General features: G+C 69.4%; 14 protein-coding genes and 1 pseudogene. 2 read left to right on the forward strand and 13 right to left on the reverse strand.

Annotated features, from left to right (window positions below; translation table 11 throughout):
* Nucleotides 1-369: MarR family transcriptional regulator (locus AB0M20_RS08320; RefSeq protein ID WP_364295783.1), on the reverse strand; the 369-nt coding region annotated here is incomplete at its 3' end.
* A 70-nt stretch (nucleotides 370-439) separates the two neighbouring features.
* Here AB0M20_RS08320 and AB0M20_RS08325 point away from each other — a divergent pair.
* Nucleotides 440-1,042 carry a maleylpyruvate isomerase family mycothiol-dependent enzyme gene (locus AB0M20_RS08325; RefSeq protein WP_364295786.1) on the forward strand — a complete coding sequence of 201 codons (603 nt, stop codon included), beginning with the start codon at nucleotides 440-442 and terminating at the stop codon, nucleotides 1,040-1,042.
* A 295-nt stretch (nucleotides 1,043-1,337) separates the two neighbouring features.
* Here AB0M20_RS08325 and AB0M20_RS08330 read toward each other — a convergent pair whose 3' ends face one another.
* The 9 genes from AB0M20_RS08330 to arc form a co-directional block, all read right to left on the reverse strand.
* On the reverse strand, nucleotides 1,338-1,541 hold the full coding sequence (locus AB0M20_RS08330) for a hypothetical protein (protein ID WP_364295789.1): 204 nt from the start codon (nucleotides 1,539-1,541) through the stop codon (nucleotides 1,338-1,340).
* A 58-nt stretch (nucleotides 1,542-1,599) separates the two neighbouring features.
* A complete protein-coding gene (gene pafA / locus AB0M20_RS08335) occupies nucleotides 1,600-2,958 on the reverse strand; it encodes a Pup--protein ligase (RefSeq protein WP_364295792.1) in 1,359 nt (452 codons plus the stop codon).
* A 113-nt stretch (nucleotides 2,959-3,071) separates the two neighbouring features.
* Nucleotides 3,072-3,890 carry a proteasome subunit alpha gene (gene prcA, locus AB0M20_RS08340; protein WP_364295796.1) on the reverse strand — a complete coding sequence of 273 codons (819 nt, stop codon included), beginning with the start codon at nucleotides 3,888-3,890 and terminating at the stop codon, nucleotides 3,072-3,074.
* A gap of 34 nt (nucleotides 3,891-3,924) precedes the next feature.
* A complete protein-coding gene (gene prcB, locus AB0M20_RS08345; RefSeq protein ID WP_364295799.1) occupies nucleotides 3,925-4,767 on the reverse strand; it encodes a proteasome subunit beta in 843 nt (280 codons plus the stop codon).
* On the reverse strand, nucleotides 4,686-5,369 hold the full coding sequence (locus AB0M20_RS08350) for an endonuclease VII domain-containing protein (protein WP_364295802.1): 684 nt from the start codon (nucleotides 5,367-5,369) through the stop codon (nucleotides 4,686-4,688). Before AB0M20_RS08350 ends, prcB begins: the two co-directional genes overlap by 82 nt.
* 6 nt (nucleotides 5,370-5,375) lie before the next feature.
* Nucleotides 5,376-5,591, reverse strand: coding sequence for a ubiquitin-like protein Pup (locus AB0M20_RS08355; RefSeq protein WP_023364349.1), 216 nt, complete (start codon nucleotides 5,589-5,591; stop codon nucleotides 5,376-5,378).
* A 72-nt stretch (nucleotides 5,592-5,663) separates the two neighbouring features.
* Nucleotides 5,664-7,181 (reverse strand): depupylase/deamidase Dop, encoded by a 1,518-nt coding sequence (gene dop / locus AB0M20_RS08360; protein ID WP_364295805.1) that lies wholly within the window; start codon nucleotides 7,179-7,181, stop codon nucleotides 5,664-5,666.
* Between the two features lie 46 nt (nucleotides 7,182-7,227).
* Nucleotides 7,228-8,220: an acyltransferase gene (locus AB0M20_RS08365; RefSeq protein ID WP_364295808.1), complete on the reverse strand. Its 993-nt coding sequence runs from the start codon at nucleotides 8,218-8,220 to the stop codon at nucleotides 7,228-7,230.
* Between the two features lie 59 nt (nucleotides 8,221-8,279).
* Complete coding sequence (arc, locus tag AB0M20_RS08370) at nucleotides 8,280-10,058, reverse strand: proteasome ATPase (protein ID WP_364295810.1); 1,779 nt, start codon at nucleotides 10,056-10,058, stop codon at nucleotides 8,280-8,282.
* A gap of 178 nt (nucleotides 10,059-10,236) precedes the next feature.
* Between arc and AB0M20_RS08375 the strand changes: the two genes are divergently transcribed.
* Nucleotides 10,237-10,530, forward strand: a complete 294-nt coding sequence (locus AB0M20_RS08375) for a ferredoxin (protein WP_364295813.1) — start codon at nucleotides 10,237-10,239, stop codon at nucleotides 10,528-10,530.
* 61 nt (nucleotides 10,531-10,591) lie between these two features.
* On the opposite strand, the gene AB0M20_RS08380 is transcribed toward AB0M20_RS08375, so the two are convergent.
* The 3 genes and pseudogenes from AB0M20_RS08380 to AB0M20_RS08390 all read right to left on the reverse strand — a co-directional run.
* On the reverse strand, nucleotides 10,592-11,182 hold the full coding sequence (locus AB0M20_RS08380) for a hypothetical protein (RefSeq protein WP_364295816.1): 591 nt from the start codon (nucleotides 11,180-11,182) through the stop codon (nucleotides 10,592-10,594).
* 99 nt (nucleotides 11,183-11,281) lie between these two features.
* Nucleotides 11,282-12,169, reverse strand: coding sequence for a tRNA (adenine-N1)-methyltransferase (locus AB0M20_RS08385; protein WP_364295819.1), 888 nt, complete (start codon nucleotides 12,167-12,169; stop codon nucleotides 11,282-11,284).
* A pseudogene (locus AB0M20_RS08390) lies at nucleotides 12,166-12,514 on the reverse strand (peptidase M50); the annotation flags it as partial. The pseudogene AB0M20_RS08390 and the gene AB0M20_RS08385, both read right to left, overlap by 4 nt.

A 12,514-nucleotide genomic window follows, 5' to 3' on the forward strand; every position in this document is an offset into this window, starting at 1 on the left:
GTCCTCCCGCCCCAGGTGCGCCTCCCACTCGGCTTCGATCCGCCGCACGACGGGCAGGCTGATCTCCACCAGCTCCTGGCCCTTGGCCGTCACGGTGACCAGGCGGGCACGTGCGTCGGTCGGATCGGGCACCCGCCGGACGTAGCCCGCCCGCTCGAGCTGGTCGACGATCGAGCCCACCGTCTGCTTGCTGACCTGCGCGGCCTCCGCCAGCTCGGCGAGCCGTGACCCGCCCGGGGCGATCCGCTGGAACACGCGGGCCTGGTTGAGCGGGATGTCATGGCCGTGCGCCTTCAGCTCGGCCAGGACCGCCGACTCCATGAACCGGTACGGGATGAACAACAGGAGGCCCAGATTGAGTTCCGCCACGAGGTCATGATTGCAGAAGTCCGAACTTCGTACTAATCTGGTCCGAGATTCGGACCATCGGAGGTGGGCGATGCAGGAGGCGGATTACTGGTACGCGGTCCGCGCGATGCGCATGCAGGTCGCCGACCTCCTCGCGTCGCTGGCCCCGGCGCAGTGGGAGGCCCCGTCGCTGTGCCGCGGATGGACGGTTCGTGACGTGGCCGGCCACCTGGCGCTGGTCCCGACCATCACCACCGGGCAGATGCTCACCGCCGCGCCGCGGGCGGGCTTCAACCCGCACCGCATCAACACGCTGATGGCCAAACGGCGAGCGGCCGCCGACCCGGGCGACATCATCGCCGCGATCCGCGCGCACGCCGGCAGCCGGCACACCGCCGCGGCGCTCGACAGCCGCGACGCGCTCTTCGACGTGGCAGTGCACAGCCAGGACATCGCCGTGCCGCTGGGCATCGACTTCCCGGTGCCGCCGGAGTACAGCCGCGACGGCCTCGACCGCGTCTGGGCGATGAACTGGCCGTTCCGCGCCCGGCGAAGGCTCGCCGGCCGCACCCTCCGCGCCACTGACACCGACTGGACGGTCGGCAGCGGCCCGGAAGCCTCCGGCCCGGCGCTGGCCCTGCTGCTCCTCCTGACGGGCCGCACCGAAGCCGCGGCCCCCGCCCTGCGCCAATAACCAGGGCAATGGCGGGACCGCGCGCCGGGGCCCGCCGCCTCCCCCACCCCGGCACTGGGTGGGCAGGAGATTACTGCGCCGGTGCGACACTTCTCGCGGCCCGTCCACAGGCCGCTTCGCGGCCGTCGGGCTTGGGCGCACTTTTCGCTGCCCGCCCACAGGCCGCTTCGCGGCCGTCGGGCTTGCGCGCACGGACCCGGCAGGGCGCGGGCCACCGCATGGTGGGCCCCCGCCCGGTGCCCGCGGGAGCATACGGTCCGCACCCCGACGGACGTGGGAACGGAAAGCTCTTGATCTACACGGTGATGACGAAGTAGAGCCAGGTGCCCACGAGGAGGATCAGGGCCACCGCCATGACCCACGTCGGGACCCTGTGGTTGCCCTCGCGGTTACGGCGGATCTCGGCTCGCATGCGCTCGCGGCGGCGCTCGATGAAGCCGCGCGGCGCATCCTCGGAGGTGCGCTCCCGCGGCTTATCCGGTGGCTGGGGCTTCGTCATCGCGCGGACAGCCTAGAACCCGCCCGCGAATGAGACAAAGCCCCAGCCGGACACTTCGTCACATGCTGGCGATGAGGCGTTCCACCCGCTCGTCGTAGGCGCGGAACGGGTCCTTGCACAGCACGGTCCGCTGCGCCTGGTCGTTGAGCTTCAGGTGCACCCAGTCGACGGTGAAGTCGCGCCGCTTCTCCTGCGCGTGCCGGATGAACTCGCCGCGCAGCCGGGCGCGGGTCGTCTGCGGCGGCGTCTCCTTGGCCTCGAAGATCTCCAGGTCGTTGGAGATGCGGTCGACCTGGTTGCGCTTCTCCATCAGCGCGTAGAGGCCGCGGCCGCGGCGCACGTCGTGGTACGCCAGGTCGAGCTGCGCGATCCGCGGGTGGCTCATCGGGATCTGGTGCTTCGCCTGGTAGCGCTCGATCAGCTTCAGCTTGCTGACCCAGTCGATCTCGCGGGCGACCGGGTCGAGGTCACCGCTCTCGATCGCGTTGAGCACCCGGCCCCACAGCTCGACCACACGCTTGGCGGTCGGGTCGCCGCCGCGGCGCTCGACGAACTCGGTGGCCTTCGCCAGATACTCCTGCTGGATTTCTAGCGCGCTGACCTCCTTGTTGTTGGCCAGCCGGATCTTGCGGCGCCCGGTCGTGTCATGGCTGACCTCGCGGATGGCCCGGATCGGGTTCTCCAGCGACAGGTCGCGCATCACCACGCCGGCCTCGATCATGCGCAGCACGATGTCCGCGCTGCCGACCTTGAGCAGGGTGGTGACCTCGTTCATGTTGGAGTCGCCGACGATCACGTGCAGGCGGCGGTAGCGCTCGGCGTCGGCGTGCGGCTCGTCGCGCGTGTTGATGATCGGGCGGCTGCGGGTGGTGGCGCTGGAGACGCCCTCCCAGATGTGCTCGGCGCGCTGCGACAGGCAGAAGACCGCGCCGCGCGGGGTCTGCAGCACCTTGCCGGCGCCGCAGATGAGCTGGCGGGTGACCAGGAACGGGATCAGCACGTCGGCCAGCCGGCCGAACTCGCCGTGCCGGCTGACGAGGTAGTTCTCGTGGCAGCCGTACGAGTTGCCGGCCGAGTCGGTGTTGTTCTTGAAGAGGTAGATCTCCCCCGCGATGCCCTCGTCGTGCAGCCGCTTCTCGGCGTCGACGAGCAGACCCTCGAGGATGCGCTCGCCGGCCCGGTCGTGGGCGACCAGATCGGTGACCGAGTCGCACTCGGGAGTCGCGTACTCGGGGTGGGAACCGACGTCGAGGTAGAGGCGGGCGCCGTTGCGGAGAAACACGTTGCTGCTGCGTCCCCAGGACACCACACGGCGGAAAAGGTAGCGGGCCACCTCGTCCGGAGACAGCCGCCGCTGACCCCGGTAGGTGCAAGTGACGCCGTACTCGGTTTCGAGGCCGAAAATTCGCCGTTCCATGACGAAACACTAACCGTCCGGTACGGGTGAACGGCAGTCTCGGCCGGACGTTTCACCGGCGCTGAGCGCGAGACTGCCGTTCTACCAGCAGATATGTCGTCGTCTTCGAGAAATCAGTCGGTCTTCGTCTCGCCCTCGAGGTCGGACGAGGCCGCGGACGTGGTCGGCTTGCCCTCGGCCGGCGCCGGCGGTTCGGTGTCGCCCCCCGCGCCCGTCTCCTTCTCCGGCACGTCCTTGCCGCCCTCGAGCAGGCTTTCCAGCGCCGCGCCGACGATCCGGCGGAACGCACGGCCCTTGCGGCTGCGGTCCAGCACCGCCACTTCGAGCTGAGCGGCCCCGAGCTCGCGGCGGGTCCCGTTCTCCCCGCCGACGCTGCCCAGCGCCTCCACGGCCAGCTTCAGGGCCGCGCCGGCGTCCGCGCTCGCGTCGTGCCGGTCTTTCAGCACCGCCGCGATCGCCTCGGCCTGGCCGCCCATCGCCATGAAGCCGGGTTCGTCCATCACCGAACCGTCGTACGTGATCCGGTACAGCTCGTCGGCCTCCGGCGTGGCGCCCACCTGGGCCACGCAGATCTCCACCTCGTACGGCTTCTGCGTCTCGGAGAAGATCGCGCCCAGCGTCTGCGTGTACGCGTTCGCCAGCGCCCGCCCGGTCACGTCGCGCCGGTCGTACGCGAGCCCGTTCACGTCCGCCATCCGGATCCCGGCCCGGCGCAGGCTCTCGAACTCGTTGTAGCGCCCGACCGCGGCGAACCCGATCCGGTCGTACAGCTCGCTGATCTTGCGTAGCGACGTGAGGTTCTCCGCCACCAGCAGGATCCCGCCGCTGTACGAGAGCACGACCGCTGACCGGCCGCGTGCGATGCCCTTGCGGGCGTATTCCGAGCGGTCCCTCTGGACCTGCTCGGGTGATGCGTAGAACTGCATGGCCACGGGTGGCTGCTCCTTCTCGCTCGTCGGCGGGCTGTCAGCCGCCCGGGTTCTCCATGCGTCGCTGGACGACGGCCTCCGCCACGGCGGAGATCTCGTCCTCGGTCAGCCGGTGCGTGCTGTCCGCCGTAGCGGTCATCACCACCGGGTAGATCTTGCGGGTCACGTCGGGCCCGCCGGTCGCGGTGTCGTCGTCGGCCGCGTCGTAGAGCGCCTCGACGGCCAGCACGATCGCGTCCGCGGTGCTCACCCCGGCCCGGTAGCGCTTCTTCAGCGCGGACTTGGCGAACAGCGAGCCGGAACCGACCGCGTCGTAGCCGGTCTCCTCGTAGAGGCCGCCGGCCACGTCGAAGCTGAAGATGCGGCCCGGGCGCGCCGGGTCGGACGGCGACAGGTCGAAGCCCGCGAACAGCGGGACGACGGCCAGGCCCTGCATGGCCGCGCCCAGGTTGCCGCGGACGATGCCGGCCAGCCTGTTCGCCTTGCCGTCCAGGGAGAGCGCGATGCCCTCAATCTTCTCGTAGTGCTCCAGCTCGACCTGGAACACGCGCATCAGCTCGATGCCGATGCCGGCCGTCCCGGCGATGCCGATCAGCGAATACGCGTCCGCCGGATGCACCTTCTCGATGTCACGGCTGGCGATGAGGTTGCCCATCGTCGCCCGCCGGTCGCCGGCCATCACGACGCCCTCGTTGGTGGCGAGGGCGACGATGGTGGTGCCGTGCGGAGCGACGTCGGCCGCGGCCAGCCCCGGCGGGAGCGGCCGGCGGCCCGGCAGCAGCTCGGGCGCGGCCTGACTCAAGAACTGCGTGAAGGAGGAAGTCCCCGAGTTGGTGAAGTAATCCGGTAGACGCCCGGATGGATCGAAAGCCGCTGCCACGTGGTTCCCTTCAAATACGTGATCGCACTGGCCAGGAAGTCAGGGTCGTCCCGGAACTGCCCCAGGCCGCCGTTGCAGTTGAAGCACAGTATCCCGCGTACCCAGCCGGTGCGATGATCGTGATCAACGTGTTCGGGGTTGTCCGTGCCGCAGATGGCGCAGCGGCCACCTTGGGCCGCCAGCAACTCGTCGAACTCGGACTGACCGATGCCGTACCGCCGCCGCAAGTGGTACTCCCTGGAACCGCCACGGCGGTCCAGGTTGGCCTTCCCGCGCGCGTTGTGACACGGCTTGCAGTAGCTGCCGTGCCCGCCGCGGCCACTAGCGTTTCTTGGGAACTCCGCCAACGGCTTGGCGGCTGAACAGTCGGGACACCAGCGGTAGCCGTCCGGGACCTCGACGGCTTCCCGCACGTCCCGTCCGTGCGTTTGCTTGATGCGCTTCGCGTAGCTGCGCTTGGAACGGACGTTGAAGCAATCCTTGCAGTAGCTGCCTCGGCCGTCTTTGCGCTCAGGACTGATGTGAAAGTCAGTGAGAGGCTTGATCTCGCCGCAGTCGCGGCACATCCGCACGCCATCCCCCGCGCCCGGCGAATCGGACATTTAGGATCATTCTCCCCCTTTTTGTACATAGCCCCTGACAAACTCTTCAGCGTTCTCCTCGAGGACCGAGTCGATTTCGTCCAGCAGGTCGTCGACGTCCTCGGTGATCTCGGCGTGCCGCTCGGCCACCTCGGGGTTGGCCTCAGTGGTGACGTCCTCGATCTCCTCGTCGCGCTTGCCCTTGCCGGACTGCGACTGGCCACCGGTGTCTCGAGTTGCCATCTCGGCTCCCCCTTCATCCCCGCCCGCTCAGCGGATGCTTGAAAACCTACCTCGCCCCTACGACAGAACGCGCTAGCGGCTCGTGATGACCTCGAGCAGATCCTTCGCGCTCTCGCACTTGTCGAACAGGGCCCCGACGTGCTTCTTGGTGCCGCGCTCGGGTTCCATCATCGGCACCCGCACGAGCGACTCCCGCCCCACGTCGAAGATCACCGAGTCCCAGCTCGCCGCGACCACTTCGGACGCGTACTGCGCGAGGCAGCGACCCCGGAAATACGCCCTCGTGTCCTCCGGCGGCTCGACCATCGCGCGTTTCACCGACTCCTCGGAGAGCAGCGTCTTCATCGAGCCACGGGCCACCAGGCGGTGGTAGAGGCCCTTCTCCGGCCGCACGTCCGCGTACTGCAGGTCGACCAGCTGCAGCTTGGGCGAGGACCACTGCAGCTCCTCGCGCTCGCGGTAGCCCTCGAGCAGCCGGAGCTTGGCCACCCAGTCGAGGGTGTCGGAGCAGGTCATCGGGTCGCGGCCGAGCCGGTCGAGAACGTCCTCCCAACGGGTGAGCACGTCGGCGGTCTGGTCGTCCACGTCGGTGCCGTACCGCTCGTCGACGAACGCCTTCGCCCGCTCGAAATACGCCCACTGCAGGTCGAGCGCGGTCAGCCGGCGACCGTCGCGCAGCCGCATCAGGTGCTTGAGCGACGGGTCGTGGCTGACCGCCTTGAGCTCGCTGACCGGGTCGGCGATGCCGAGCTCGCCGGTGAACACCTTTTCCTCGATCATGGCCAGCACCAGCGCCGAGGTGCCCACCTTGAGGTAGGTGGCGATCTCGGAGAGGTTCGCGTCGCCGATGATCACGTGCAGGCGGCGGTACTTGTCGGCGTCGGAGTGCGGCTCGTCGCGGGTGTTGATGATCGGCCGCTTGAGGGTGGTCTCGAGGCCGACCTCGACCTCGAAGAAGTCGGCCCGCGAGGAGATCTGGAAGCCGGAACCGGAGCCGTCCTGGCCGATCCCGACGCGGCCGACGCCGGTGAAGATCTGCCGGGTGACGAAGAACGGTGTCAGATGCGCGACGATGTCCGCGAACGGCGTCTGCCGGCGCATCAGGTAGTTCTCGTGCGAGCCGTACGACGCGCCCTTGTTGTCGGTGTTGTTCTTGTACAGCTGGATCCGGTGGGTGCCCGGGATGGTGGCGGCGCGGCGTGAGGCCTCGGCCATCACCCGCTCGCCCGCCTTGTCCCAGCGGACGACGTCGAGCGGGTTGGTGCACTCGGGCGTGCTGTACTCGGGGTGCGCGTGGTCGACGTAGAGGCGGGCGCCGTTGGTCAGTATCACGTTGGCCAGCCCGAGATCCTCGTCGGCCAGCGCGTCCGCGGGGTCGTAGGCGGCGCCGGAGTAGGTGAAGCCCCGCGCGTCCCGCAGCGGCGACTCCTCCTCGTAGTCCCACCGGGCGCGGCCGCCGCGGGTGAGCTCGGGGCGGGCGCCGTAGGCGTTGACCACCTGCGATGAGGTGACCATCGGGTTCGCGCCGGGCTGCCCGGGGACCGAAATGCCGTACTCGACCTCGGTGCCCATGATCCGTCGAACGCTCATGCTGTTGCTCCACCCGCCGCTGGAATGCCGTGCCCTTGTATCGAGCCTAGACGCTTCCCGTTGCGTTCTCGCGTCTGGCCGTGCGCGGCGCGGCACGCTGCGTCGCCAGCCGCCGGCCCAATCGCCGGCCCAGTGCCTGGGCCGGGCTTTCGATCCAGCGGTACGCGAGAACCGCCGCCCCGACGGCCGTGGCCAGGCACGCGGCGGCCGCCACCAGCCTGATCTCGGCGGGCCGCTCGGTCAGCCGAGGGATCAGCCGCGCGTACGCGAGCATCACGACGACGTGCAGCACGTACAGCGAGTAACTGATCGTGCCAAGGCCGGTGAGCACCGCCGGCATGCGGCGTTCGCGCATGGCGAAGAACGCCGTGAAGGTCGCGGCGACGGCCACCGCCGTCGGCCAGGAGACCGCGGTGGTCAGCGCCGAGAAGGTGACGACGAGCGCGATGCCGCCGGGTACGTGTGCCATCTGGCCCTGCCGCAGCCGGTAGACGACCGTCCCGGCGAACATCACGGCCAGCAGCATCGGGGTCTTCGCCGAGGTGACCGCCCCGGCGACGGCGAGCAGGGTCGCGATCAGGGCGCTGCGCCGGTGCCACCGCAGGGCGTAGAGGGCCGTGACGGCGAGGTAGAACACCATCTCGTACGTGAGGGTCCAGAACGGCCGCACGGCCGCCCGCAGGCCGAAGAGGTCGGTCAGCATCGTGGCGTGCCCGATGAGGCCGAGCGGCGTCGTGAGCGCCTTGGGGATCGCCGCGGTGGTCAGGATCAGCACGGCGATCGCGGCGAGGTAGGCCGGGTAGATGCGGAACACCCGGCCGATCCAGAACCGTCGCAGCGACCCGTGCCGTTCCAGCGACATCGGGATGACGTATCCGCTGACGAGGAAGAACAGCAGGACGGCGTATCGGCCGAAGTCGAGGAACCGGAAGACGGCCATGTGGGTCTCCTGGCCCAGCAGCCACGGCCCGAGGTGGAAGACCACGACCGTCGCGGCGGCCCACCCGCGGAGCGCGTCGAGCCATCCGAGCCTGTGCACGGCTCTTCAACGACGAACGGGCGGAGGGGGTGACCCCCTCCGCCCGTCGACGAGCGTCGTTACAGGTACTGACCGGTGTTGCTGGCCGTCTCGATGGACCGGCCGGCCTCGGCGCCCTTGCCGCCGGAGACGAGCGTGCGGATGTAGACGATCCGCTCGCCCTTCTTGCCGGAGATCCGGGCCCAGTCGTCGGGGTTGGTCGTGTTGGGCAGGTCCTCGTTCTCGCGGAACTCGTCGACGCAGCTGTCGAGCAGGTGCTGCAGCCGCAGCCCCTTCTTCCCCGAGGTGAGGAACTCCTTGATCGCCATCTTCTTGCCGCGGTCGACGATGTTCTGGATCATCGCGCCGGAGTTGAAGTCCTTGAAGTACAGGACCTCCTTGTCACCGTTGGCGTAGGTGACCTCCAGGAAGCGGTTCTCCTCGGACTCCGTGTACATCCGCAGGACGACCGCCTCGATCATCGCCGCGACCGTGACGTCCCGGTCGTTGCCGTGCTCGGCGAGGTCGTCGGTGCTCAGCGGCAGGCCGCTGAGGATGTACTTGGCGAAGATGTCCTTCGCCGCCTCCGCGTCCGGGCGCTCGATCTTGATCTTCACGTCGAGCCGGCCGGGCCGCAGGATGGCCGGGTCGATCATGTCCTCACGGTTGGAGGCACCGATCACGATCACGTTCTCCAGGCCCTCGACGCCGTCGATCTCGCTGAGGAGCTGGGGCACGATCGTGTTCTCCACGTCGCTGGAGACGCCGGAGCCACGGGTACGGAATATCGAGTCCATCTCGTCGAAGAACACGATGACCGGCGTACCCTCGCCGGCCTTCTCCCGCGCCCGCTGGAAGACCAGGCGGATGTGCCGCTCGGTCTCGCCGACGTACTTGTTCAGCAACTCGGGGCCCTTGATGTTGAGGAAGTAGCTGGTGTGCTTCTCCTCACCACGCCGCTCGGCGATCTTCTTGGCCAGCGAGTTGGCCACCGCCTTGGCGATCAGCGTCTTGCCGCAGCCGGGCGGGCCGTAGAGCAGGATGCCCTTGGGCGGGCGCAGCTGGTGCTCGCGGAACAGGTCGGCGTGCAGGAACGGCAGCTCCACCGCGTCGCGGATCTGCTCGATCTGGGAGTGCAGGCCACCGATGTCGGTGTAGTCGACGTCGGGCACCTCCTCCAGGACCAGTTCCTCGACCTCGCTCTTCGGGATCCGCTCGTAGGCGTACGCCGAGCGGGGCTCAATCATCAGCGAGTCGCCGGCCCGCAGCTTCGAGATTTCCAGCGAGTCGGCCAGGTGGACGATCCGCTCCTCGTCGGCGTGCGAGACGACCAGCGCACGGTCGCCCGGGCCGCCCATCGGGTTGCCCAGGACCTCCTTGAGCAGGACGACCTCGCCGACCTTCTCGTACCCGAACGCGTCCACCACGTTCAACGCGTCGTTCAGCAGGACCTCTTGGCCCCGCTTCAGCTCCTCGACCTCGAGGCTGGGGGAAACGGCGACCCGAAGCTTGCGACCACCCGTGAAGACATCGACGGTGCCGTCCTCATGGGCGGCCAGGAATACGCCGTAGCCGCTGGGCGGCTGGGCGAGCCGGTCAATCTCCTCTTTGAGAGTGACGATCTGAGCCCGGGCTTCTTTGAGGGTCGCCACGAGCCGGTCGTTGTTCTCGGTCAGCCGGGCCAGCTGCGCCTGCGTTGCCGCGAGCCGTTCCTCGAGCTGACGGACGTGTCGGGGGCTTTCGGTCAGCTTGCGCCGTACCAAGGCCAGTTCCTCTTGCAGGAACGCGACCTGGCTGGAGAGATCGTTGGCCTCTTTCTCCCAACGTGCGGCGCCAGACGCCTCGTCGCTACGTGCCACGTCCCACCTCCCCGGGGGCTCGAACGTCTTGGGAGATAACACTAACCGCTGTCCGGCCGATTTCGTCCTATGCGACTCGCACCCTTACACGGTCGTAATGATCCTGATCTTGCGGAACGGGTGCCCGCGTACGGCTTCGGGTAACCTCGGAGGCGTACGTGTGATGGGGAGGCATGGTGTGACCACGGAGACCGAGACCGACCAGCTGCAGGTCTGGGTGGATCAGGACCTGTGCACGGGCGACGGGCTCTGCGTGCAGTACGCGCCGGAGGTCTTCGAGTTCGACATCGACGGCCTCGCCTACGTCAAGGACAGTGCCGGTGAGCTGCTGCAATCCCCCGGAGTGCGCACCGACGTGCCGGAGCGGCTGCGGCTCGAGGTGATCGACGCCGCCAAGGAGTGCCCGGGCGACTGCATCCACGTGGTGCGCAGCCGCGACGACGTGGAAGTGGCCGGCCCGGACGCCGGCTGAGGCGTGTCCGACCCGCTGCCCGAGCGTCTTACGGGCCGCTTGACCCCGCGTGGGGCAAATCTCACAGCGTCGGACGTCCGACCAAAGACGCCACCACGCGCGAAAACTCCTCGAGCCGCTGGATCTGGCCGGGGCCACCGTCGTCGAGCGTCTTGCCGAAGCGCAGCGCGTCGTGCCGCAACGCGGCCCGCGTCTCCTCCTCGGCCATCCCGGGCGGCGGCACCGCGTCGTCGACCGAGCTGAGCAGCAGATAGACGTCGATGCTGTCGACCCGCGCCTGACCCGCCGAGGTGCGGGTGAGCCGCCGCCGGCAGCCCACCTCGGTGACCGTGGAGAGCGGGACGACACGCAGCGACGAGGTCATCGAGCCGACCGGGCCGTCGCCGGGCGCCACGTCCTCGCCGTGCCACAGCACCAGCCGGCTGCCGTCGCAGATGACGACCTCCTGCCAGACGCCGTTCACCTCGTTCACGAACCGCTCGAGGGTGAAGCAGAGCACCTCGGCGCCGCGCAGGACCCCGAAGAGTGCGTCCAGCGCGACCTCGGGGTCGCGCAGGTAGGCGCGGGCGGCCGAGTCCAGGTCCTGGTAGGGCGACCAGTCCGGGAAGACCGCCGGCATCTCGTTGCTGCCGCCGAACGGCGGAGAACTCATCGCGCCCACCCGATCCTCCCGCTTCACCTTCCGCCGCCCCGCGAGGAAAACTACCCGACTTGCACCACGCGCTCACACCCCGCCTAAGCGTTACCGGGCTCAGTCGGCGTCGGCCTCCGCCGCCAGAGCGGCTCGCGCGGCCTTGCGCAGGGCGTACGCCTCGGCGCCCTTGCTGGGCTTACGCCGGCGTGGCGGGGCGTTGACGCCGGGCGCCAGCTTGCGGGCGGAGACCAGGAAGGCGGTGTGCGCCACCATCCGGTGATCGGGGCGGACCGCCAGGCCCTCGGCGTGCCAGTCGCGCACGAGTGACTCCCAGGCCCGGGGCTCGGTCCAGCCGCCGCGCTCGCGCAACGCCTCGACCAGCTCGGACAGCTGGGGCGTCGTGGCCACGTACCCGATGAAGACCCCACCCGGCACCAGCGCCCGCTCGACCATGTCGAGCGCCTCCCAGGGGGTCAGCATGTCCAGGATGATCCGGTCGAAACCGGTCTCCGCGGCCTCCGCGACATCGCCCTCGTGCAGGTGCCATGCCGGGTGCGGGCCGCCGAAGAACGCCTCGACGTTCTTGCGCGCGATGGCCGCGAAATCCGGTCGCAGCTCGTACGAGTGCAGCTCTCCCCCGGCCCCGACGGCGCGCAAGAGGGAGCAGCTCAGCGCGCCCGACCCGGCGCCCGCCTCCAGCACCTTGGCGCCCGGGAAGACGTCACCCATGGCGACGATCTGCGCCGCGTCCTTCGGATAGATCACCTGCGCCCCGCGGGGCATCGACAGCACGTAGTCCGACAGCAACGGCCGCAGCGCCAGGTAGGCCGTCCCACCCGCCGAGGTGACGACGCTGCCCTCCTCGAGCCCGATCAGGTCGTCGTGCTCGAGCGCCCCGCGGTGCGTGTGATACGCCTTCCCGGGCTCGAGCACGATGGTGTGCATGCGCCCCTTGGGGTCGGTGAGCTGCACGCGGTCGCCTTTTTCGAACGGTCCGGTGGTCACGATCTCTCTTTCGCGGGGGTCACGGTCTTCCTCGGCTCCAGCACCGCCGCGAGGTCCGCGACGTTCAGGACGCCGACCACATCCTCCCCGGAGACCACCAGGTACTGCGCACGCGGGTACGCCTGCACGGCTCGGACCACCTGCTCGCCGGTCAGGTCGGACTTGAGCGCGGTGATCCCGCCGACGTCGCGGGCCACCGTGTCCACCGGCACCCAGGGCCGCCGCTCGGCCGGCACGCGGGCCGCGGCGGTGGCATCGACCAGCGCGACCAGCCGGCCGGATGAATCCTCCACGCCCAGCGCCGGGTCGGTGCGCTCGTCCGCGGCGCCGCGGCGCTCGGCCTCG

The organism is Actinoplanes sp. NPDC051633, from assembly GCF_040681735.1.
In the GTDB taxonomy this organism is placed as follows: domain Bacteria; phylum Actinomycetota; class Actinomycetes; order Mycobacteriales; family Micromonosporaceae; genus Actinoplanes.

Coding starts and splice junctions, on each gene's coding strand:
- AB0M20_RS08350 (WP_364295802.1), bottom strand. CDS start 5,369: ATGTCCGATTCGCCGGGCGCGGGGGATGGCGTGCGGATGTGCCGCGAC.
- pafA (WP_364295792.1), bottom strand. CDS start 2,958: ATGGAACGGCGAATTTTCGGCCTCGAAACCGAGTACGGCGTCACTTGC.
- AB0M20_RS08325 (WP_364295786.1), top strand. CDS start 440: ATGCAGGAGGCGGATTACTGGTACGCGGTCCGCGCGATGCGCATGCAG.
- dop (WP_364295805.1), bottom strand. CDS start 7,181: ATGAGCGTTCGACGGATCATGGGCACCGAGGTCGAGTACGGCATTTCG.
- AB0M20_RS08330 (WP_364295789.1), bottom strand. CDS start 1,541: ATGACGAAGCCCCAGCCACCGGATAAGCCGCGGGAGCGCACCTCCGAG.
- AB0M20_RS08380 (WP_364295816.1), bottom strand. CDS start 11,182: ATGAGTTCTCCGCCGTTCGGCGGCAGCAACGAGATGCCGGCGGTCTTC.
- AB0M20_RS08355 (WP_023364349.1), bottom strand. CDS start 5,591: ATGGCAACTCGAGACACCGGTGGCCAGTCGCAGTCCGGCAAGGGCAAG.